Genomic DNA, 23,000 nt, shown 5'->3' with positions numbered 1-23,000 from the left:
TCCTCAGCCCTTCGCCAGTGCGGTCTTGCGGTGGCGCACGAACACGGCCTCGTGGTCGTTGCTCAGGTAGCCCCACGGGAACTCGCTGGCGTTGTCGCCGAGGGCGCGGAAGTGCGGAGCCGCCTCGGCGTGCCGGCCGGCGGCGCAGTGCGCGGCGGCGAAGGCGCTGTGGGCGTTGACGGCGTGGTGGGCGTCGGCGCGGAAGGCGGGGTGCAGCACGGACCGGGCCGCGGCGTCGAGCAGCCGCGCGTGGTTGCCCGGTTCGCGCAGGTACGCCTCCGCGCTGCCCTTGCTCTCCTTCTGCGACAGCTCCAGGTACTGCTCCATCTGGGCTATGGCCACCAGGGCCCCGCTGGGGCTGCCCTCCGGAGCCGCGGCCGCGCACTGCTCGGCGAAGCCGTGGGCGGCCTCCCAGCTGCCGCCCCACTTGGGGCAGATCTGCTGGAGCAGCTGCGACTGGCCGCTGTAGTGGTGCGGGTGGTGCTCGGTGAGCCGGTCGTAGCGGCGGCGGGTCTCGCTCAGGCCCAGTTCGAGGCCGCGGGAGGTGATGACGCGCAGGTACCAGGCCAGGGCGTACTCGGGGTACTCGGCGCAGACGTCGATGAGCAGGACCTCGGCGCGCCGCAAGTAGGCGTGGAAGTCGCGGAACTGGTCCTGCGACACGTGCTCGGCCCGGTGGCCGGAGCGGATGGCCCAGCCGATCTGGACCAGCCGGTCGGCGAGCAGGGTCCGCGCCAGCGGGTCGCGCGGCCCGCGGTCGGCGTGCGACTGGAGGAAGGTTTCCGCTCCGTCGGTCTCGGCGACGATCCTGCTGGCGAGGGCCCGGTCGTCCTCGGAGGAGAGCGATTCGAGACCGGAGTGGACGGCGTCCCAGTCCCCGCGGCGCACGGCTTCGCGCAGTGCGGCGAGGGAGGGGATGCGGTCGGCGGGTTCGAACACGGGCCGACCGGGAGGAGGAAGAGCAGACACGCGCGGATCATATGATCGGCCGCCCTGTCGCCAACAGGGTTTCAGGCCGCCTTCAGATCACGATCGTGCCTGCTCAGCGCGTTGTCCGGAGGCCGGACCTCAGTTGCCGGCCTTGCGGGCCGTCTGGAACGCGGCATATCCACCGAGGGCGAAGAAGAGGACCGAGATCGGGTCGAAGTTGTCCAGGAAGGACTGGTGCACGTCGGCGATCCTGCTGGTGAGCAGCTCGGTCACCGAGATCGGGAAGGTCTTGGAGATCAAGATCGCCTCGGCCAGGAGGTAGCCGACGTAGACACCGAGCAGCGTCAGCACGGCGCTCAGGGCCGGAAGGATCGGGTTGCGGCCGCCGAGGCGGGCCGCGACCAGACCGACGAGGAGGCCGACACCGGCGGCCGCGTAGCCGATCTGGTATTCGATCCCGCCCATGAGGCCGCCGTATGCGGCGCCCGCGATCAGAGCCGTGACGGCAGCCGCAGCGATCGCCAGGCCGAGGTTGCCGCTGCGGGCCGGAGCCGGTGCGGGCGCCTCGGTGTAGGAGTAAGGCGCGGGCGGCTGGAAGTTCTGGCTCATTGGGAAATCCCCCCCAGGGATTCGGGCGTACGGGTGCCACTCGGGCATAAGTACGAGATAAGTGACGCCGCAGGCTAGCAGTCGCTTCCGACATCCGCCGGGGGGATTTCGGCGCAGGGGGAGGAACCCTCAGAGGCGGTGGGCCGCCCCCACCGGGCTGGCGCCGCGGGTGTCCAGGAGCAACTGGGCCTTCACCGCGAGTCCTTGCAGGTCGTAGGTGCGGTGGTGCTGGAGAAGGATCGTCAGGTCGGCGTTCGCGGCGGCCTCGTACAACGATTCGGCACGCGGGACCGGCTGGTCCCGGACCCGCCAGCCCGCGATGTACGGGTCGTGGTAGCTGATGAGCGCCCCCAGGTCGAGCAGGCGGCTGGCGATCTCGCGGGCCGGGGAGCCCTCCTGGTCGGCGAGGTCGGGTTTGTACGTGACCCCGAGCAGCAGGACCCGGGCGCCGCGGGCGGATTTCCCGTGCTCGTTCAGCAGGGTGGCGGAACGCTGGATGACGTACTGCGGCATCCGGTTGTTGATCTCCTGCGCCAGGCCGACCATGCGCAGGGGGTGGCCGGGGGTGCGGGTGGTGTGGGGGAGGTAGTTGGGGTCCAGGGGGACGCCGTGGCCGCCGACTCCGGGGCCGGGGCGGAAGGCCTGGAACCCGTACGGCTTGGTCTCCGCGCAGCGGATGACGTCCCACAGGTCGACCCCGAGGTCGTGGCAGAGCACCGCCATCTCGTTCATGAGGGCGATGTTCACGTGCCGGTAGTTGGTCTCCAGGAGCTGTACGGTCTCGGCCTCGCGCAGGCCGCGGGCGCGCACCACCTTCTCGGCGAGGCGGGCGTAGAAGGCGTGCGCCGACTCGGTGCAGGCGGGGGTGAGGCCGCCGATCACCTTGGGCGTGTTGGAGATGCCGTGGGTCCGGTTGCCCGGGTCGAGGCGGCTGGGGGAGTAGGCCAGGTGGAAGTCCCGGCCCGCCCGGAGCCCGGAGCCCTCTTCGAGGATCGGGCGGAGGTGGTCCTCGGTGACGCCCGGGGCGACGGCCGATTCGAGGATCACGGTGGTGTGCGGGCGCAGCCGGGCGGCGAGCGCCCGGCCGGCCTCGCCGACGGCGGACAGGTCGAGCGCGCGGTCGGCGCCGAGCTGGGTGGGGGCGCAGATGACGGCGGTGCGGACCCTGCCGAGCTCGGCGGGGTTGGTGGTGACCCGGAAGCCGGCCGCCGACATGCGGCGGATCTCGGCGGCGGTGAGGGTGGAGTCCGTGACCGGACCGCTGTCGTAGCCGACCGTCTCGATCCCGGCGGCGACGGCCGCCTGGGCGAGGGGGAGGCCGAGATGGCCGAGTCCGATGACGGCGAGGTCTGCGGGCATGGGGGTGCCGTCCCTTCCCTGACACGAGGGGGATGCGCGCGCAAGCCCTGTGGACAGGGGGAGCCCCCAGGGAGCTGGCGCAATGTCAGACTAGGCGTATATATGACAGATATGTCGCATTCTGGGGTGGTGATCACCGTTGTGTTGTCCACAGGCGGTGGCTGATGTGGGTGCGGGCGGTCAGAATCGGGCTACGGGGGATGTGAGCGGGATCACCCGCACGACGCGGGGAGCACCCGCACCAACGGGAGGCAGCCGTGAGGACAGCGACACTCGGACCGGCGCAGCGCGCCGAGGACCTCGCCCGGATGGCCGAGCGGGAACTGGACGTCCTGGTCGTGGGCGCGGGAGTGGTGGGCGCCGGCACCGCGCTCGACGCGGTGACCAGAGGCCTCGCCACCGGGCTGGTGGAGGCGCGTGACTGGGCCTCGGGCACCTCCAGCCGCTCCAGCAAGCTGATCCACGGCGGCCTCAGGTACCTGGAGATGCTCGACTTCGCCCTCGTCCGGGAGGCCCTCAAGGAGCGCGGCCTGCTGCTGGAGCGCCTCGCACCGCACCTGGTGAAGCCGGTGCCCTTCCTGTACCCCTTGCAGCACAAGGGCTGGGAGCGGCTCTACGCCGGATCGGGCGTGGCGCTGTACGACGCGATGTCGGTCTCCAGCGGCCACGGGCGCGGCCTGCCGGTGCACCGGCACCTGTCGCGCAAGCGGGCGCTGCGGGTCGCGCCGGCACTGCGCAAGGACGCCCTGGTGGGCGCCCTTCAGTACTACGACGCCCAGATGGACGACGCGCGGTACGTGGCCACGCTGGTGCGGACGGCCGCCGCGTACGGGGCGCAGTGCGCCAATCGGGCGAGGGTGATCGCCTTCCTGCGCGAGGGCGAACGGGTGGTCGGCGCGCGGGTGCAGGACGTGGAGGGCGGAGGCGAGTACGAGATCCGCGCGAAGCAGATCGTGAACGCCACCGGGGTGTGGACGGACGACACCCAGGCGCTGATCGGGGAGCGCGGCCAGTTCCACGTACGGGCCTCCAAGGGCATCCACCTGGTCGTCCCGAAGGACCGGATCCATTCGAGCACCGGGCTGATCCTGCGGACCGAGAAGTCGGTGCTGTTCGTCATCCCGTGGGGGCGGCACTGGATCGTGGGCACCACGGACACCGACTGGGACCTGGACAAGGCGCACCCGGCGGCCTCCAGCGCGGACATCGACTACCTGCTGGAGCACGTGAACTCCGTGCTGGCGGTGCCGCTGACCCGCGATGACGTGCAGGGCGTGTACGCGGGCCTGCGGCCGCTGCTGGCGGGCGAGTCGGACGCCACGAGCAAGCTCTCGCGCGAGCACACGGTGGCGCACCCCGTGCCGGGGCTCGTGGTCGTCGCGGGCGGCAAGTACACGACGTACCGGGTGATGGCGAAGGACGCGGTCGACGAGGCGGTGCACGGGCTGGACCAGCGGGTCGCGGACTGCGTGACGGAGGACGTGCCGCTGGTGGGCGCGGAGGGCTACCGGGCGCTGTGGAACGCCCGGGCGAGGATCGCGGCCCGGACGGGCCTTCACGTGGTGCGGGTGGAGCACCTGTTGAACCGGTACGGGTCGCTGACCGAGGAACTGCTGGACCTCATCGCCGCCGATGCGGGGCTCGGCCAGCCGGTGACCGGGGCGGAGGACTACCTCCGGGCGGAGATCGTGTACGCGGCCTCGCACGAGGGCGCCCGGCACCTGGACGACGTACTGACCCGGCGGACGCGGATCTCCATCGAGACCTTCGACCGGGGGACCCGGTCGGCGCGGGAGTGCGCGGAGTTGATGGCCCCGGTGCTGGGCTGGGACAAGGGGCAGATCGAGAAGGAAGTGGAGCACTACGAGAAGAGGGTGCAGGCGGAAAGGGAATCGCAGCGCCAGCCGGACGACCAGACGGCGGACGCGGCGCGGCTGGGGGCGCCCGACATCGTTCCGTTGTAAGTCCGGGATGCGGAAGGGGGAACCGCGGACCCGGGGCGCCCGTCCGTTGCGTAGTGAGGAACAATGAGGGTTCTGCCGGGGCGGGTTACCCGACGGATTCTGCCGGAGCGGGGCACCGGGAACCCCGGCGGCTGCCGGGACGGCCGCAACGGCCGGGGCAGCCGGAGCAGGCGGCACGATCGCAGAGGGGACGCATGTCGAAGCCGGAGCACACCGAGCAGCCGGGGGCGGGCAAGACCGATCCGGCTGGGCCTTCCGAGGCTGTGGCCGACGCGGAGCCTGCGGCGGTTGAGGCTGCCCCCAAGAAGCCGAAGCCGACGCGGCCGGCCAAGGCCGAGCCTGCGGATGCCGAGCCCGTAACGGCCGAGGGCGATCCCGGGAAGCCTGAGGACGAGCCTGCGGCGGCGGAGGCCGAAGCCGAACCTGCGGATGCCGAGCCGGCAGCGGCCAAGGCGGATCTGGCGAAGCCTGCTGCCAAGCCTGCGGCGGTGAAGCCGGCTGCGGTCAAGGCTGACCTGACGAAGTCTGCCGCCGCGGCGGAGGCCATAGCCGAGCCTGCGGATGCCGAGCCTGTGGATGCCGAGCCCGCGGCGGCCGAGGCCGATCCGGTGAAGCCTGAGGTCAAGCCTGCGGCGGCGAAGGCCGAGGCCGAGCCTGCGGAGGCCGAGCCTGCGGATGCCGAGCCCGCGGCGGTGAAGCCGAGTGGGGTCAAGGCCGATCTGGCGAAGCCTGTCGCCGCGGCCGAGGCCGAGCCGGTGGAGCCCGCGGTGGCGAAGCCGGCCGCCGTCACTCCCGCGGCGAAGGCGGATGCCGTGGCCGCCGAGGTCAAGGCCAGGGCCGAGGCCGCCAAGGCGGCGGGCAACGGGCAGGACGAAGGGCGGCTGCTCGCCGGCCGCTACCGGCTCGGCGCCGTGCTCGGCAAGGGCGGCATGGGCACCGTATGGCGTGCCGAGGACGAGACCCTGGGCCGGACCGTCGCCGTCAAGGAGCTCCGCTTCAGCAGCGGCGTCGACGAGGACGAGAAGCGACGCCTCATCACGCGAACCCTCCGCGAGGCCAAGGCGATCGCCCGGATCCGCAGCGGCGGCGCGGTCACCGTCTACGACGTCGTCGACGAGGACGCCCGTCCCTGGATCGTCATGGAGCTCATCGAGGGCTCCTCGCTCGCCGAGTTCGTCCGGGAGAACGGCCCGCTCACCCCGCACCGCGCCGCCGAGGTCGGCCTCGCGGTGCTCGACGTCCTGCGCGCCGCGCACCGCCAGGGCATCCTGCACCGGGACGTGAAGCCGTCCAACGTGCTCATCGCGGGCAACGGCCGCGTCGTCCTCACCGACTTCGGCATCGCGCAGGTCGAGGGCGACCCCTCCGTCACCTCCACCGGCATGCTCGTCGGCGCCCCCTCCTACATCTCGCCCGAGCGCGCCCGCGGCCACAAGCCCGGCCCGCCGGCGGACATGTGGTCGCTCGGCGGTCTGCTGTACGCCTCGGTCGAGGGCGTGCCCCCGTACGACAAGGGGTCCGCGCTCGCCACCCTCACCGCGGTGATGACCGAGCCGGTGGACCCGCCCAAGAACGCCGGTCCGCTGACCGACGTCATCTACGGCCTGCTCGCCAAGGACCCGGCCCAGCGCCTCGACGAGGGCCGGGCGAGGGCGATGCTCACGGCCGTGCTCAACGCACCGGAGCCCGCGCCCAAGCCCGTACCGGTCCCGGCCGAGGAGCCCCGGCAGATCTCGCTGGCCCACGCCAAGGAGGCGGCCGACAAGGCCGCCGCGCAGAAGGCAGCCGAGAAGGCGGAGAAGAAGGAACGCGAGCGGCGCGACCGCGAACAGCGCGAACGGGCCCGTGCCGCGTTGAAGTCAGCCCGCAAGGCGGCGGCAGCGCCGGCCGTTTCGGCCGCGGAGGCCCCGGCGTCGCCCGCCCGGCCGGCCCCGGTCCCGGCCCCGCTCACCGACGTCATGCCGCGCCGGACCATCGCGCTCGCGATAGCCGGTGTGATCGTGGCGCTGGCGGTCGTCGGCTCGCTGATCGCCTACGCGGTCAGCGGCGACGACAAGGGCGGCCGCAAGGAAGAGGGCAAGGGCGGCCAGGTCACCCCGGCCGCGTCGGCGGGCCAGTCCGCGAACCCGTCCTCGGGCGCCACCCCGGGCGGCACCGGGGAGACGCCGAAGGGAGCCGACCCGAACGGCGGTGCCAACGGCAGTGCCAACGGCGGCGCCGCGAACGGCGGCCAGCCGGGCCAGGGTCAGCAGACGCCGGGCAGCGGCCAGGGGCAGGGCGCCACGCCCGGCTCCCCGGGCGGCGGGGTCCCACAGGGCTACGCAGTGGTGACCAACCTCGGGTTCCACTTCTCGATGGCGATGCCCGAAGGCTTCAAGCAGACGGCCACAGCGGGCGAGAACTCCGGAGCCATATACAGCCGTGACGGCGGCTTCCCGCGCATCCAGGTGGACCACACCTCCAGCCCGGGCGAGGACGCCAAAGTCGCCTGGCTCAAGTCCGCCCCGCTCGTACAGGGCAGCAGCAAGGGCTACCGCACCATCAGCATCGACGCGGTGGAGTACCGGGGCTACCCGACCGTCGCGGACTGGCAGTTCGAGCGGGAGCAGCAGGGCATCAAGGTCCGTGTCCTCAACCGCGGCTTCAGGGTGGACGCGAAGAACGGCTTCGCCATCATGATCAGCTGCGCCGCCGACCAGTGGGACGGCCCCGAGTGCACGCAGATGCGCAACACCGCGTTCGAGACCTTCCAAGTCCTCGGCTGACGAGCCTTGCCAGGCCCGGGACGCGGGCGGCTCCGGCGACGTATCGTGTCAGCGGGGCCATGGGGGGCCCACGCACTCGGGGGAGGCGATGTGGAGGACTACGCGGGTCGGATCCTGGCCGACCGCTACCGCCTGCCCCTGCCGCCGACGGACGAGTACGAGCTGGTCGAGACCCGCGCCTTCGACACGCGCAGCGGGCAGGAAGTCCTGGTCCGGCAGGTGCCGTTACCGGAGGTCGTGGACGCCGAGCTGCTGGACGGCCACCGGGCCCCGGCCGCCGGGCGCCGCTCGGCGGCCGACCTGCCGGCCGTGCGGCGGGCGATCGAGGCGGCCCAGGCGGCGGCCGCCGTGCCCGACCATCCGCGGCTGGACCAGGTCTTCGACGTGTTCGCCGAGGGCGGGTCGCTGTGGATAGTGAGCGAACTGGTCCCGGCCCGGCCGCTGGCCGCGCTGATCGCCGATGAACCGCTGACCCCCTACCGGGCGGCGGAAGTGGCCTCGGACGTGCTGACCGCGCTGCGCGTGCTGCACGCGCACGGCTGGACGCACCGGAACATCACCGTCAGGACGGTCCTGGTCTGCGACGACGGGCGGGTCGTCCTGACGGGGCTGGCGGCGGGCGCCGCCGAGGACGCGCTGTGCGGGTACGACCCCGTGCCGGATTCCGCCTCGCCGGGCGGCGCGGGGTGGGACGCCCCGGAGCCTTCCGGTGGCCAGGCCTTGGCCTTCGGCTACGGGCCCGAGGAGTCCTACGGTCACCAGCTCGGGCCCGGTCCTGGGCCGGAGTTCGGCGCGGCGGGCACGGAGCCCGGCCCCGGCCAGGGCCCTGGGCCGGAGTTCGGCGCGCCGCGCACGGAGCCCGGGCTCGCGCCGGGTCCTGGGCCGGAGTTGGGTGCGGCGGGCACGGAGCCCGGCCCTGGGCTGGGGTTCGGCGCGCCGGGTGTGGAGCCCGGGCTCGCGCCGAACGGCCCCGGCCTGGAGTTCGGTGTGCGGGGTGTGGAGCCCGGCCCCGGGCAGGGCCCCGGCCCGGAGTTCGGTGTGCCGGCCGTGGAGCCCGGGCTCGGGCAGGGGTACGCGCCGGGGCCCGCTGATGCTCCGCTCGTGGCTCCCGGGTACGACACCGGGCCCCGCTACCGCGACCACATCACCCCCGAACGGCCCGGCGAGCGGCCCGGCGAGCGGCCCGACGCCAAGGCCGCCGCGCGGGCCGGGGCCATCGCCGCCTACCGGGCGGGGGCGCGGGCCGCGGCGGCCCGGGTCAGCGAGGAGCGCAAGGCCGGGGCCGGACCCGCGCCGGAGCCGCGGCCCGAGGGCTCGACGCTCCCGCAGGGGTACTCGTACCCGTACGGGGGCCCGCAGGGCGGTGGCACCACGCCCTGGCACGGCACGACCCCGCGCCGCCAGGCCCTTCCGGCAGCCCACCGGCCCGGCCAGGAGCCTCCGGCGCCGGCGCAGGGCGGAGCGCAAGCGGAATCGCAGCTTCACCCCCAGCAGGGCCCCCAGAGCCCGCACCGGCCACCGGAGCCGCGGCCTCACGCGCAACAAACACCCCAGAGCCCGCCGTGGCCCCAGCCGCAGCCCGAGTCCCAGCCCCCCGCCCGGCCCCAGCCGCCGAGCCCATCCGCGCGGGCCGTCCTGCCCGCGCAACTCGCCCTGCCCCAGGGCTACCGCCAGGCCGAGGCCGAGGCCGAGGCCGAGTACGCGGACCAGGCCGCCCGGCCCGGGGCCCGCCCCGCCCGGCAGCCCCTCGGCGACGGCTGGGGCGGCGGCGGCCCCCGCACCGGGCTCGACGCCGAGCGCGCCCGCCAGACCCGGATGGCCGTCGTCGGGGCCGTCACCGAGCGCTGGGCCCCCGAACAGGCCCGCCCCGTCACGGGCCCGTGGCAGCTGGCCGCCCCCGTCGGGCCCGCCACCGACCTCTGGGCCCTCGGCGCCCTGCTCTACCGCGCCGTGCAGGGGCACGCCCCGTATCCGGAGGACAGCGTCGCCGAGCTCGTCGACATGGTCTGCTCCGAACCCCCCGCCTTCGCCGAGGAGTGCGGTGCGCTGCGCCCGGTGGTGGAGTCGCTGCTGCGCCAGGACCCGACCGAGCGCCCCGAGTTCGAGGAGCTCCGCGGCTGGCTGCGGTCGCTCGTACGGTCCGCCCCCGAGCCGGAAACCGGCTTCGCCGCGCTCCCGATGCCGGAGCCGGATCCCGCGCGGCTGCCCGTCGTGCGCAGGCGCGGCGAACTGCACGGGCGGCACCGCAATCCGGCGGCCCCCCGCAAGCCCCGCGCCCTGGGCCGGACGCTGCTCGCCGGGATCCTCGTGCTCCTCGCGGGAGCCGTGGCGTACGCGATGCTGTTCATGCCCCGGGCCCCCTCGGAGGGCGAGGGCGGCGAGGCCAGGACGCCGGCGACCCAGGGCCCGGCGGGCACTCCCGGAGCCTCGGCCAACACCCCCACCGGCACGCCCGAGTCGAAGCCCGCGCCGCAGACGACCACGCCCCCGGCCAGTCCGGCGGCCCCGGCCCCGGCCGGTTACACCAGTCAGCAGGACCCGGAGCACTTCGAGATCGCCGTTCCCGACGGCTGGGAGCGCCGCGGCATCAACGAGGCCGGCCAGGTGCGGTACACCAGCGGCCAGTTCGCCCTGACGGTGGTCCCCGGCCGGGACAAGGTCGAGGGCAATCCGGACCCGGCGGCCTACCAGAAGGACAAGGAGCAGGAGCTGACCCCGTACCGCACCTCGACCTGGTCCACCGTCAGCGAGGTCAAGAGCACGAAGGTCGGCCAGCAGCTCCGGGCCACGGGCAAGTACACCTGGATCGACGGCAACGGCAGCAGCGTCGTCGCCCGCAACTACGTCGTGGCGCTCGGCGGCAGCTACCACGTGGTCGTCGTGACGGGCCCGCAGGACGACGAGGCGAAGGTGACCGAGGTCTTCGAGAAAGCCACGGCGAGTTACCGGGCGGGCGGCTGAGACCGTACTGACGGGGGATCAGTACGGCAATTGCGTCACAGTGCTGTCTCACCACGCCCGCGTGGTTCCGGCAGCGCCCAGGGGCTCCGTAATCTGGCCCGAAGTGCACAGAGCGGCGGGATTTCGTGGAACAGCAGACAGGTGCGGGCGCCGTGCTCGCGAGCCGGTACCGGCTCGTCGAGCCTATCGGCAGCGGCGGCATGGGCAAGGTGTGGCGCGCGCATGACGAGCTGCTCCACAGGACGGTCGCCGTCAAGGAACTGACGGCGGGTCTGTACGTCGCCCAGGCCGACCGGGACGTCCTGCACGCCCGGACGCAGAAGGAGGCGCGGGCCGCGGCCCGCATCCAGCATCCGGCGGTCGTCACCGTCCACGACGTGCTGGAGCACGACGACCGGCCGTGGATCGTCATGGAGTACATCGACGGCCCCTCGCTGGCGGAGGCGGCCAAGGCGGCGGGCCGGATCGAGCCGCGCGAGGCGGCCCGGATCGGGCTCCACGTCCTGGGCGCGCTGCGCGCCGCGCACGCGGTGGGCGTCCTGCACCGGGACGTGAAACCGGGCAACGTGCTGCTCGCCAAGGACGGCCGGGTCCTGCTCACGGACTTCGGGATCGCCGCGATCGAGGGCGATTCGTCCATCACGCGCACCGGCGAACTGGTCGGTTCCATCGACTACCTGGCGCCCGAGCGGGTCACCGGCGGTGCTCCCGACCCGGCCTCCGACCTGTGGTCGCTCGGCGCGACCCTGTACACGGCGGTGGAGGCCCGCTCGCCGTTCCGCCGTACGTCGCCCATCTCCAGCCTCCAGGCCGTGGTGAACGACGAGCCGCCGGCCCTGCGCCAGGCGGGCGCGCTGGGCCCCGTCATCACCGCCCTGCTGCGCAAGGACCCGGCGCACCGGCCCTCGGCCGTGGAGGCCGAGCGGATGCTGCTGGAGGCGATGGAGGGCCGGGAGCCCAAGGCGGCGCAGGCGTACGTGCCCACGCGCGCGGTGACCTCGGAGGAACTGGCCCCGGCGCAGGAGCAGCCGCAGGAGCCGGCCGCGCCCGTGGACGGCGCCCGGACGGCCCCGATGGCGGAGCCCCCGGCGCCCGTGCCGGCGTCCGCCTCCGACGGGCCGGCCAAGGGCCGGCTCAAGCGGGCGGCGGCCGTGGCCCTGGTGGCGGCGCTGATCGGTGGCGGCGGTGTGTTCGGGGTGCTCAAGTTCACCGGGGACGACGGCGGCAAGGGCGGCGACCCCGACAAGAACGTGAGCGCGCCCGACGGGAAACCGGGCAAGGACGGACACGCCGCGCCCCCGGCCGGGTGGACGCAGGTCACCGACCCGGCGGGCTTCACCCTGTTCGTCCCCGACGGCTGGCAGCGTCAGAAGAACGGCGACCAGATCGACTACACCCCGGACAACGGAAACCACTTCATCCGGATCGCCGCCGACCCCACCCCGGACTACGCCAACCCGTACATGCACGTGCTCGACCTGGAGAAGCAGGTGCAGAAGCGGACGGACTACAAGCGGCAGTGGCTGAACCAGAACACCTTCCGGGGCAGCACCCACGCCGCGCTGTGGGACTTCACGTGGACCGAGAAGGCGAACCACCCCGGGCCGCGCCGGGCCATCGAGCAGATGTACGTGGCCACGGACGGCACGGAGTACGCGGTGTACATGGCGGGGCCCGCCGCCGACTGGAGCACCACCCGGCAGCAGTTCGACACGGTGCTCAGCGGGTGGCAGCCGCCCGGCGGGGCCCGCTGAGCCCGGTCCGGTCGGCGCCGGACGGGCCGGTGCCGTAGATCCTGCCAGCGATCGCTGGCGGAAATGGCAAAATCCGGTTACCCACGGGTACCCAAAGGGTCCCGCGCGCAATACGCTCACCGCCATGACGGACTCGCAGGCCCCCGCCGCCCCTCACCGCGCCGCACCGCAGCCCACCAACCCGGTCGCCCCGGCCCCGGCAGGCGCCCGCACCGCCGCCGACGTGGTGACCCCCGACCTGGTCACCCGGCTGACCCGCGGAGTGATCGGGTCCGGCCGCACCGCCAACCACACGCCCTTCACCGGCGACCTGCTGGCGGAACTGCCCGAGGCCACCCCCGAGGACGTGGCCGAGGCCTTCGGCCGGGCCCGCGCCGCCCAGAGCGCCTGGGCCGCCGTCCCCGTACGCAAGCGGGCGGGCGTCCTGCTGCGCTTCCACGACCTGGTCCTGGCCCGGCAGGCCGAGGTCCTCGACCTCATCCAGCTGGAGACCGGCAAGGCCCGGCTGCACGCCCACGAAGAGGTCCAGGCCGTCGCGGTGGCCGCCCGCCACTACGGCCGCAAGGCCCCCTCGTACCTGCGCCCCAAGGGCCACACGGGCGCCATGCCCACCCTCACCAAGGTCACCGAGCTGCGCCAGCCGCGCGGGGTCGTCGGCCAGATCGCCCCCTGGAACTACCCCCTGGAGCTGTCGGTCGGCGACGCCCTGCCCGCCTTCGTCTCGGGCAACGCGGTCGTCATGAAGCCCGACACCGAGACCGCGCTGACCGCCCTGTGGGCCCGCGACCTGCTGATCGAGGCCGGACTCCCCGCCGAGGTCTTCCAGATCGTCCTCGGCGAGGGCCCCGTCGTCGGCCCCGAGGTGGTCCGCCACGCCGACTACGTCTCCTTCACCGGCTCCACCCGGACCGGCCGCGAGGTCGCCCAGGGCGCCGCCGCCCGCCTCGTCGGGGTCTCCCTCGAACTCGGCGGCAAGAACGCCATGCTCGTCCTGCACGACGCCGACATCGAGAAGGCCGCCGCCGGCGCCGTCCGCGCCTGCTTCTCCTCCGCCGGCCAGCTGTGCATCTCGATCGAGCGGCTCTACGTCCACGCCTCGATAGCCGATGCCTTCGTGGAGCGGTTCGCCGCCCGCACCAAGGCCATGCGCCTGGGCAGCGCCCTCGCCTACGGCGCCGACATGGGCTCCCTGGTCGGCGAGCGCCAGCTGGAGACCGTACAGCGGCACGTGGACGAGGCCGTCGCCAAGGGCGCCACGCTCGTCGCGGGCGGCACCGCCCGCCCCGACATCGGGCCGCTCTTCTACGAGCCCACCATCCTCGACGGGGTCGAGGCACCGATGGCGGTCTGCGGCGAGGAGACCTTCGGCCCGGTCGTGTCCATCTACCGCTTCACGGACGAGGACGAGGCGATCTCCGAGGCCAACGCCACCGCCTACGGCCTGAACTCCAGCGTGTGGACCAAGGACTCCCGCCGCGGCCACGCCGTCGCCGCCCGCCTGCGCACCGGCACCGTCAACATCAACGAGGGCTACGCCCCCGCCTACGGCAGCGCCCAGGCGCCCATGGGCGGCATGAAGGACTCCGGCCTCGGCCGCCGCCACGGCTCCGAGGGCATCCTCAAGTACACCGAGGCCCAGACCGTCGCCCACCAGCGACTGCTCCCGATGGCGCCCTCGCTGGGCATGGACGACGAGAAGTACGCGGCGTTCATGACCCGCAGCCTCCAGATCATGAAGGCCCTCCGACTGCGTTAGGGGCACGCCCGTGTCGTACGACTACGACGTCATCGTCATCGGATCGGGCTTCGGGGGATCGGTATCCGCCCTGCGGCTCACCGAGAAGGGGTACCGGGTCGGCGTCCTGGAGGCAGGGCGCCGGTTCACCCGCGAGAGCCTGCCGAAGAACAGCTGGGACCTGCGCAACTACCTGTGGGCTCCGGCCCTCGGGCTCTACGGGATCCAGCGCATCCACCTGCTCGGCAACGTGATGGTCCTCGCGGGCGCCGGCGTGGGCGGCGGTTCCCTCAACTACGCCAACACCCTGTACGTGCCGCCCGCCGCCTTCTTCGAGGACCGGCAGTGGGCCGCCATCACCGACTGGCGCGAGGAACTCGCCCCGTACTACGACCAGGCCAAGCGGATGCTCGGCGTACGGCTCAACCCGACGCTGACCCCCTCCGACGTCCACCTCAAGGCCGCCGCCGAGAAGATGGGCGTCGCCGACTCCTTCCACATGGCCCCGGTCGGCGTCTTCTTCGGGGACGGGAAGGACGGTCAGGAAGGCGCGGGCCCCGCGAAGGTCCGGCCCGGCGAGGAGGTGCCCGACCCCTACTTCGGCGGCGCCGGCCCCTCCCGCAAGGCCTGCACCGAATGCGGCGAGTGCATGACCGGCTGCCGCCACGGCGCGAAGAACACCCTGAACGAGAACTACCTGCACCTCGCCGAACGGGCCGGAGCCGTCATCCACCCGATGACCACCGTCACCGGGCTGTCCGCCCACCCGGACGGCGGCTACCGCGTCCGCACCGTCCCCACCGACGCCCGCCGCAAGGGCCGCGCGAAGGTGCTGCGCGCCCGCTACGTGGTCGTCGCGGCGGGTACGTACGGTACGCAGACCTTGCTGCACACGATGAAGGACCAGGGCGAACTGCCGCACCTGTCCGACCGGCTCGGCGAGCTGACCCGGACCAACTCGGAGGGCCTGGTCGGCGCGCAGACCGACGACCGCCGCTACCGCAAGCGGCACGGCAAGGAACGGCGGGCCGACTTCACCCGGGGCGTGGCCATCACCTCCTCGGTGCACCCCAACGCCGACACCCACATCGAGCCCGTCCGCTACGGCAAGGGCTCCAACGCCATGGGGTTCATGACCGTCCTCCAGGTCCCGTACGGCAAGCACCGGGTGCGGGCCTGGCTGGCCAGGAACGCGAAGCACCCCGTACAGCTGGCGCGCTCGCTGTCCAACCGGCGCTGGTCGGAGCGGACCATCATCGGCCTGGTCATGCAATCGCTGGACAACTCCCTGACGACCTACCGCAAGCCCGGCGGCATCGGGAAGGGGCTGCTCACCGCCCGCCAGGGCCACGGCGCCCCGAACCCGGTGCAGATCGAGGAGGCCACGCAGGCCGCGACCCTGCTGGCCGAGGAGATCAACGGCTTCGCGGGCAGCAACATCGGCGAGCTGATGGGGACCCCGCTGACCGCGCACTTCCTGGGCGGCTGCCCGATCGGCGCCTCGGCGGCGGAGGGCGTGGTGGACCCGTACCACCGCCTCTACGGGTATCCCGGCATCTCGGTGGTGGACGGCGCCGCGGTCTCCGCGAACCTCGGGGTGAACCCGTCGCTGACGATCACGGCGCAGGCGGAGCGGGCCATGTCGTACTGGCCGAACAAGGGCGAGCGGGACCCGCGGCCCGAGCAGGGCGCGGCCTACACCCGCCTCGCTGCGGTGGAACCCTCCCGCCCGGCGGTCCCGGAGGAGGCCTTCGGCGCGCTGAGGCTGCCGTTCCTCGGCATGCCGGAGGTCCCGCCGAAACGGGAGCACGGGGACGCGGTGACGCAGTGATGCGGTGACGCGGTGATGCGGCGACGCAGTGACGCGATGACCCGGGGGCGAGGTGACCCGGGGAGGAAATGACGCAGGGACTGCGCTCCCCCTCCGAGCGCAGTCCCCGCGTGCAAGTGGTGACACGTGATCCGCCCGGATGGTTGTACCGGAACCCGGCAGGCGGGACTGTGGCGTCAGTCACACAGTGGCCTGAGCAGTGGCGGCGCGGGTCCGGCGGCCGAGGGGCACGCGGGAAAAGGAACGGCCGGTCCGGGGCGTCCCCCGGGCCGGCCGTCCTTCTAGCGGGGTGACCGGGCTGCTGTCCCCTGCCGTCCGGTCACGCGAAGGAGCGAGGTCCCACGACGCACGCCCCACGGGGGATGCGTCTCATCGCTCCGGCGGAGCCACGCGTGGTGTCGCGGTCCGCGACTGGCTGGCGCGGACAACCACACCAACGAAGGGCCGTGGGGCCGGTCACGGTCCGATCGAGTGACGAACGGCCGATCGCAGCCCGTGCCGCGGGCCTCACACGCGGCCCCGGCAGAGCTCCAGCAGGGTCATGGCGAGCGCGGTCCCCGGCTTTCCGAGAGCATCGCTCCAGTGCGAGAGCACCTCCATCTCGCGGGACAGGTGCACCCGCCGGCCGCCGGAGGAGATCCGGGCCTCCTGGATGACCGTGGAGACGGCCATCCGCTCCTGGATCAGGCCGATGATCCGGTCGTCGAGGGCGTCGATGCGCATCCGGGAGTCGGCGATCAGCTGCTCGGGGGCGGTGGTCGCGGTGGCGGTGGCGGTGGCGGTGGCAGTGGTCATGGTCTTGTCTCCTGTGGGTGTCATGCCGGCAGGAGCGGAAACGCAAGAGCGCCCCGGTCCTGTCGGACCGGGGCGCTCCGGGAAATCAGTGGCTCAAGCGAGCATCACGAGGACCCATGGCGACCGGACCGACCGGTGCCATAGGTAAAGAGGAAGCTCAGCTGCTTGCGCATGGATCGGATTATGGGCTTCCGTCCCCCTCGCGGCCAAGCCGGTTCGGATGGTGAGACGAAGAGGCCCGTACGTCCCCCGTTAGAATCGACAAAACAGCCACCTCTTCCGCCGGAAGGCCGCCCCGTGCCAGAAGCACCCTCCGCCGCCCACGACAGCGCCCCGGACACGGTTCTCGTCGTCGACTTCGGCGCCCAGTACGCCCAGCTCATCGCCCGCCGCGTCCGCGAGGCACGGGTCTACAGCGAGATCGTGCCGAGCTCGATGCCCGTCGCCGAGATGCTGGCCAAGAACCCGAAGGCGATCATCCTCTCCGGCGGCCCGTCCTCCGTGTACGAGGAGGGTGCCCCGCAGCTCGACCGCTCCCTGTTCGAGGCCGGCGTCCCCGTCTTCGGCATGTGCTACGGCTTCCAGCTGATGGCGGTCACCCTCGGCGGCCAGGTCGACAACACCGGCGCCCGCGAGTACGGCCGCACCCCGCTGGCCGTCTCCAAGGCCGGCTCCACCCTCTTCGAGGGCACCCCCGAGCACCAGCCGGTGTGGATGTCCCACGGCGACGCCTGCTCCGCCGCTCCCGAGGGCTTCACCGTCACCGCGTCGACCGACGTCGTGCCGGTCGCGGCCTTCGAGAACGACGAGAAGAAGCTGTACGGCGTGCAGTACCACCCCGAGGTGATGCACTCCACGCACGGCCAGCAGGTGCTCGAGCACTTCCTCTACCGGGGCGCGGGCCTGTCCCCGACCTGGACCACCGGCAACATCGTCGAGGAGCAGATCGCGGCCATCCGCGAGCAGGTCGGCGACAAGCGCGCCATCTGCGGCCTCTCCGGCGGCGTGGACTCGGCGGTTGCCGCGGCCCTCGTGCAGAAGGCCATCGGCTCCCAGCTGACCTGCGTGTACGTCGACCACGGCCTGATGCGCAAGGGCGAGACCGAGCAGGTCGAGAAGGACTTCGTCGCCGCCACCGGCGTGCAGCTGAAGGTCGTCGACGCCCAGGAGCGCTTCCTGAACGCGCTGGCCGGCGTCTCCGACCCGGAGACCAAGCGCAAGATCATCGGCCGCGAGTTCATCCGCGTCTTCGAGCAGGCCCAGCTGGAGATCCTCCAGGAGGAGGGCCCGGCGGTGGCCTTCCTGGTGCAGGGCACCCTGTACCCGGACGTGGTCGAGTCCGGCGGCGGCACCGGCACCGCGAACATCAAGTCCCACCACAACGTGGGCGGGCTCCCCGACGACATCGAGTTCGAGCTCGTCGAGCCGCTGCGCCAGCTGTTCAAGGACGAGGTCCGGATGGTCGGCCAGGAGCTCGGCCTGCCGGACGAGATCGTCCAGCGCCAGCCCTTCCCCGGCCCGGGCCTCGGCATCCGCATCGTCGGCGAGGTCACCAAGGAGCGCCTGGACCTGCTGCGCGAGGCCGACGCCATCGCCCGCCACGAGCTCACCGCCGCCGGCCTGGACCGCGAGATCTGGCAGTGCCCGGTCGTCCTGCTCGCCGACGTCCGCAGCGTGGGCGTCCAGGGCGACGGCCGCACCTACGGTCACCCGATCGTGCTGCGCCCCGTCTCCTCCGAGGACGCCATGACCGCGGACTGGACGCGCATGCCGTACGAGGTCCTCGCGCGGATCTCCACCCGCATCACCAACGAGGTGCCGGACGTGAACCGCGTGGTCCTGGACTGCACGAGCAAGCCCCCGGGCACCATCGAGTGGGAGTAGTCCCCGCCCGCACGTGAGACGAAGCCGCCGCTCCCTCCGGAGCGGCGGCTTCGTCGCGTGTATGGCCAGTTGACGGCCGCGCCGGTACCTTGCGCCGCGACTCGAAGGAGGGCGCATGCCGGATCAGCCCGTACCCGAACCCGCACCCGAACCCGTGCCCGTGGAGCGGCTCGGCTTCGAGATGCCCCCCGTGCACGACACCGTCGAGGAGGCGCGCGCCCACCGCAAGGAGCGGCTCGCCGGGGCGCTGCGGCTGCTGGGGCGGCTCGGGTACGAGGACGGGGTGGCCGGGCAGGTCACCGCGCGGGACCCCGGCTTCGAGGACTGCTACTGGGTGAACCCCTTCGGGCGGGCCTTCGGCTCCCTCACCGCCGGGGACCTGCTGCTCGTCGACGGGGGCGGCCGGGTGCTCCAGGGGGAACGCCGGGTCAACGAGCTGGCCTTCGCCGTGCACGCGGCGGTCCACCGCCGGCGCCCCGAGGCCGTGGCCGTCGTCCGCGCGCAGGCCCCGTACGGCAGGGCCCTGGCCGCCCTCGGCGAACTGCTGGCCCCCGTCACCGCGGAGGCCTGCGCCTTCTACGAGGACCACGCGCTGCTGGACGAGTTCACAGCGCCCGGGGCAGGGGCCGACGACGCCGACCGGATCGGGCGCGCACTGGGCCCGTACAAGGCGCTGATCCTGCGCAACCGCGGGCTGCTGACGGTCGGGGACTCGGTGGAGGCCGCGGTGTGGTGGTTCATCGCGGCGGAGCGGGCGGCGCAGGTGCAGCTGATCGCGCGGGCGGCCGGGAAACCGGTGCTCATCGACCACCACAGCGCGGTCGCCACCCGCGAGCGGTTCGGGTCGGATCTCGCCGCCTGGGTGAACTGCCAACCGCTGCTCCACAGCGGTGACACGCCGGTGGCGTCAACATCATGAACCGTTAATCACCTGCTCTGACATCGTGCGCAATCCGGAACACTGCCGCAGTGGTGCACAATTCGCTGGCATTGCACCGTAGTTCAGAGAGGCGGCACGTACGTGGCTGTCCAAGAGATGTCCCGGGGTTCCCATACCGTCGCCTGCGCCTGCGACGACTGCGCACGGGAGGGGCACCGCCGCGCCGTGGCGGCCTTCCTGGAGAAGCGCGACGAGTTCGCCTCCGGGCAGGGGGTGCCGGCCGCCGTGGCGCACTCGCTCGGAGCGTCCCGCCAGTGGGTCTCCGACGAGCTGACCCTGTCGGCCCGTACCGTCGCCGACCGCGGCCGGGAGGCGGGGAACTCCTGGCTGTACCTGTTCTCGCGGCGGGCCGTGCTCGCCGTGTGGATCGCCGCCGGGGTCCTGCTGCTGGTCCAGGTCGGCACCGCGCTCGGCACCGGATGGAGCACGGCCCGCACCGCCGGGCTGCTGACCGCGCTCGTGCTGGCCGGGCTGCTGACGGTCGCGGCCCGGGCCCAGTCGGTGCGCGGCGGGCTGCTGGCCCCGCTGGTCGGCGAGGACAACCGGCTGTCCACCTCCAAGGCGGTGCCGAGCGCGTGGGTGGTGCTGACGGCGTTCGCCGCGCTGCTGCCGGCGCTGCGGCTGGCGGCCTCGGCTCCCGGCCCGGAACGCGAGGCGCTGTACGCGGGTCTCGCGCTGGACCGGGCGCTGCCGCTGCTGGCGGTGGTCGCGCTGACCTCGGGGGTGGCCGTGCTGGTCCGCCGGGTGGTCGCCGTACGGATCATGGGCCAGCGGCTGCAGAAGCTGCCCGCGGACCGGCCGCGCGGGGTGGACCTGCTGACGGACGACGCGGGGCGCGGGAGCTTCCCGGACGCGCAGTACGTGCTGGTCTCGACCGTGGTGCTGGCCTACGCGCTGGTGTCGCTGGCCCGGTTCCCGGACCGGCTGCCGCAGCTGCCGTGGGCGCTGGCCCTGCTGGTGGTGCTGTCGGCCGCGGTCTACCTGGCGGGGAAGTACGCGGAGGGCAGCCGCCCGCTGGTGCTGTCGGTGGTGCGCAGACGGGAGCCCGGGGACCTGGACGCGGCCGTCCGCCCCGGCGACGACATCGAGATCCGGGGCGTGGGCTTCGTGCCGCCGGGGGCGCAGACCCCGGAGATGCTCGCCCGTTTGGTGGTACGCATCGGGGCGGTGCATGTGCACGTACCGCTGGTGCCGGTTCCGGGCGGGTTCACCAACCCTTCGGACGCGGTCCTCACGGTGCCGGTGCCGGCGGAAGTGGAACCCGGCCTCATCGAGATCCAGGTGGTGACTGCCGCAGGAGTGGAATCCAATCGCTGCACGGTCGACGTGGCCGAGTGAACGCGGTAGACATGGTGCGTGACTCGAACTGAAGTCCTCGCCCGGGTACGCGAACAGTCCTCCCGCTACGCCCTGCTCCGCGAACAGGCCTCTCGGTACGCGCTGCTCCCGCTGCGGATCTTCCTCGGCGTGACCTTCGTCTATGCGGGTCTGGACAAGCTGACCGACTCCGCGTTCCTGTCCGTGTCCGGCGACGGCTCCATCGGACAGACGATGGAATCCTCGCGCGACGCCGCCGCGATCCCCGGTCTGGTGGACATGGCCCTGGAGGACCCCGTCGGCTTCGCGGTCGCCATGGCCATCGGGGAACTCCTCGTCGGCCTCGGTGTCCTGGCCGGCCTGCTGACCCGCGTCGCCGCCGTCGGCGGCGCGCTGATCTCGCTGAGCCTGTGGCTCACCGTGTCGTGGGCGGTCCCCCGCTACTACTACAGCCAGGACCTCATCTACCTCATGGCCTGGATCCCCTTCATCCTCGCCGGGGCGCCCTACCTCTCGCTGGACTCGCTGATCCGGTCGCGGCGGTCGCGCCGCACCGCGTAGGTCACCATCCCGACCAGGGCGGCCAGGCACAGGCCGCCCACGGCGAGCGGCACGACGACGAACCAGGGCACGTCCGCCTCGCCGGAGACGTCGAGCAGGTAGAGCACGCCCGCCACCGTCAGGGCCGCTCCCGCGACCAGCCGTCCTGGCTGGAACTCATGACGCCGCACGGGCCACCTCCACCTGTCCCACACCCGCGTTGAGGTGCAGCTCGATCGTCCCGCCGGCCTCGGTGCCGGCGGCGGGCGGCAGCGTCGCCCGCTGCGTCTCGCCTCCGCCGCGGACCCGGAAGTCGCGGCTGGTCTCCCCGGGCATGTGGATGTCGCCCAGCCGGATCCCGACCTCGGCCTCGGCCGTGACCTCCCGCGGCAGGATCACCTTCAGCCGGCCCGCGTCGAGGGAGGCCCTGACGGCCACGGTCGTGCCCTTCGCCACGTCCAGGCGGCTCAGGTCCAAGGTGGCCAGCCCGGTGCCCGCCTCGTACGCGGGCCGTACGTCGGCCACCGCGGCCGGACGCCACTCGATCCGCTGCCAGTCGGTGCCGATGTCGCGGGGCAGCACGGCGGCGACGGCGAGCAGGCCCGAGGTGAGCAGGGCCAGCAGGACCGTGCCGAAGCCGGTGCGGCCGAGCAGGGAGCTGACCGCGAGGCCCAGGCCGAAGACGACCAGGGCGGCGGCGAGCCCGGTCTGCAGGGCATCGCCCAGCGGACGGCCCTGCCAGTTGACGGCGGTCGCGGCCGTTCCGGCGAGCAGGGCCAGCAGGAAGACCCGGCCGCCGATGCCGCCGTACGGGCCGCCGTACGGGCGGGCCGGGGCTGCGGCCGGCTTGGCCGTCGCAGGCGCTCCCGCGCCGACGGGCGCTGGTTCGGCGTCGTCGGGGCCCCACAGGTACCCCGTGGCGCCGACCGGACCGGTCGTACCGTCCTTCACCAGCGGGTCCCGCCACCAGGACGGGCCGCCGGGGGCCGGCGGAGCCTTCGTCTCCGGCGGGGCGGGCGAGTGCGCCGGCCGGCTCGCGGCCGGGGCCTCCGCCTCCGGGGCGGCCGTGTGCCGGCGCCGCTGCGACCAGTACGAGGCCCCGCCCAGCGCCAGGATCACCAGGACGGAGAAGACCGCGAGGCCGCCGTTGTCCAGCATCGACAGGAACAGCGCGCAGCCCACCAGCGCGGCGAACACCGCGGCCAGGGTGGCGCCCTCGACGCGGCCCGTCAGCAGCTTCTTCGCCTCGCTGTCCTCCTCGCCCTCCAGCGGCAGCAGCAGCCACGCGAAACCGTAGAAGATCAGGCCGACGCCGCCCGTGACCGCGAGGACGCCGAGGACGATCCGGAAGACCACGGGGTCCAGGTCGAAGTACCGGCCCAGGCCGCCGCACACCCCGGCGAGGACCTTGTCCCGCTTCGCGCGGCGCAGGGGCGGCCGGGCGTCGGCCGTGTGCGGGGCCCCGGGATCCGCCGGCGGGGCATCGTGAACTTCGGTCATGGGTCCATGGTGACGGGCGGTGCAGGCCCGCGGAATCCGGCCCGACCCTGGCACAACCCTGATATCCCCCCGACAGAACTGGGGGGCTGCCCTGATGCCGCGCCGCCCCCGCGCGT

The 23,000-nt window shown here is 73.2% G+C and carries 16 protein-coding genes; 10 read left to right on the top strand and 6 right to left on the bottom strand.

Annotated features, from left to right (window positions below; translation table 11 throughout):
- Nucleotides 1–3: 3 nt before the first annotated feature.
- From AB0D94_RS27460 to AB0D94_RS27450, 3 genes are all read right to left on the bottom strand, one after another.
- Nucleotides 4–969 carry a hypothetical protein gene (locus AB0D94_RS27460; RefSeq protein ID WP_362056639.1) on the bottom strand — a complete coding sequence of 322 codons (966 nt, stop codon included), beginning with the start codon at nt 967–969 and terminating at the stop codon, nt 4–6.
- A gap of 99 nt (nt 970–1,068) precedes the next feature.
- Entirely contained in the window at nt 1,069–1,539 is a 471-nt protein-coding gene (locus tag AB0D94_RS27455; RefSeq protein ID WP_362056637.1) for a hypothetical protein, read from the bottom strand.
- Nucleotides 1,540–1,668: 129 nt separating this feature from the next.
- Nucleotides 1,669–2,898: a nucleotide sugar dehydrogenase gene (locus tag AB0D94_RS27450; RefSeq protein ID WP_362056635.1), complete on the bottom strand. Its 1,230-nt coding sequence runs from the start codon at nt 2,896–2,898 to the stop codon at nt 1,669–1,671.
- Nucleotides 2,899–3,155: 257 nt separating this feature from the next.
- On the opposite strand from AB0D94_RS27450, the gene AB0D94_RS27445 reads away from it, so the two are divergent.
- From AB0D94_RS27445 to AB0D94_RS27420, 6 genes are all read left to right on the top strand, one after another.
- Complete coding sequence (locus tag AB0D94_RS27445) at nt 3,156–4,862, top strand: glycerol-3-phosphate dehydrogenase/oxidase (RefSeq protein WP_362056633.1); 1,707 nt, start codon at nt 3,156–3,158, stop codon at nt 4,860–4,862.
- Nucleotides 4,863–5,056: 194 nt separating this feature from the next.
- Entirely contained in the window at nt 5,057–7,627 is a 2,571-nt protein-coding gene (locus AB0D94_RS27440; RefSeq protein ID WP_362056631.1) for a serine/threonine-protein kinase, read from the top strand.
- 90 nt (nt 7,628–7,717) lie between these two features.
- Entirely contained in the window at nt 7,718–10,588 is a 2,871-nt protein-coding gene (locus AB0D94_RS27435) for a protein kinase (protein ID WP_362056629.1), read from the top strand.
- A 125-nt stretch (nt 10,589–10,713) separates the two neighbouring features.
- Nucleotides 10,714–12,342 (top strand): protein kinase, encoded by a 1,629-nt coding sequence (locus tag AB0D94_RS27430; protein WP_362056627.1) that lies wholly within the window; start codon nt 10,714–10,716, stop codon nt 12,340–12,342.
- Nucleotides 12,343–12,466: 124 nt separating this feature from the next.
- A complete protein-coding gene (locus AB0D94_RS27425) occupies nt 12,467–14,098 on the top strand; it encodes a succinic semialdehyde dehydrogenase (RefSeq protein WP_362056625.1) in 1,632 nt (543 codons plus the stop codon).
- Between the two features lie 10 nt (nt 14,099–14,108).
- Complete coding sequence (locus AB0D94_RS27420) at nt 14,109–15,908, top strand: GMC family oxidoreductase (protein WP_362056623.1); 1,800 nt, start codon at nt 14,109–14,111, stop codon at nt 15,906–15,908.
- Between the two features lie 507 nt (nt 15,909–16,415).
- Here AB0D94_RS27420 and AB0D94_RS27415 read toward each other — a convergent pair.
- Nucleotides 16,416–16,703 (bottom strand): chorismate mutase, encoded by a 288-nt coding sequence (locus AB0D94_RS27415; RefSeq protein WP_362056621.1) that lies wholly within the window; start codon nt 16,701–16,703, stop codon nt 16,416–16,418.
- Between the two features lie 297 nt (nt 16,704–17,000).
- Here AB0D94_RS27415 and guaA point away from each other — a divergent pair, with 297 nt between their 5' ends.
- The 4 genes from guaA to AB0D94_RS27395 all read left to right on the top strand — a co-directional run bounded on the left by guaA (nt 17,001) and on the right by AB0D94_RS27395 (nt 21,405).
- Nucleotides 17,001–18,587, top strand: a complete 1,587-nt coding sequence (guaA, locus tag AB0D94_RS27410) for a glutamine-hydrolyzing GMP synthase (protein ID WP_362056619.1) — start codon at nt 17,001–17,003, stop codon at nt 18,585–18,587.
- A 115-nt stretch (nt 18,588–18,702) separates the two neighbouring features.
- On the top strand, nt 18,703–19,506 hold the full coding sequence (locus AB0D94_RS27405) for a class II aldolase/adducin family protein (protein ID WP_362056617.1): 804 nt from the start codon (nt 18,703–18,705) through the stop codon (nt 19,504–19,506).
- A gap of 102 nt (nt 19,507–19,608) precedes the next feature.
- Entirely contained in the window at nt 19,609–20,865 is a 1,257-nt protein-coding gene (locus AB0D94_RS27400; protein WP_362056615.1) for a hypothetical protein, read from the top strand.
- A gap of 18 nt (nt 20,866–20,883) precedes the next feature.
- Nucleotides 20,884–21,405, top strand: coding sequence for a DoxX family protein (locus tag AB0D94_RS27395; RefSeq protein ID WP_362056613.1), 522 nt, complete (start codon nt 20,884–20,886; stop codon nt 21,403–21,405).
- On the opposite strand, the gene AB0D94_RS27390 is transcribed toward AB0D94_RS27395, so the two are convergent.
- Nucleotides 21,351–21,575, bottom strand: coding sequence for a hypothetical protein (locus AB0D94_RS27390; RefSeq protein ID WP_362056611.1), 225 nt, complete (start codon nt 21,573–21,575; stop codon nt 21,351–21,353). The genes AB0D94_RS27395 and AB0D94_RS27390 overlap by 55 nt on opposite strands.
- Nucleotides 21,562–22,884 (bottom strand): PspC domain-containing protein, encoded by a 1,323-nt coding sequence (locus AB0D94_RS27385; RefSeq protein WP_362056609.1) that lies wholly within the window; start codon nt 22,882–22,884, stop codon nt 21,562–21,564. The genes AB0D94_RS27390 and AB0D94_RS27385 overlap by 14 nt, the downstream gene beginning before the upstream one ends.
- Between the last annotated feature and the right edge of the window lie 116 nt (nt 22,885–23,000).

Origin of the sequence: Streptomyces sp. NPDC048255 (assembly GCF_040652415.1) — a bacterium.
GTDB lineage: Bacteria > Actinomycetota > Actinomycetes > Streptomycetales > Streptomycetaceae > Streptomyces.
This window is presented reverse-complemented; position numbering and strand designations above follow the sequence as displayed.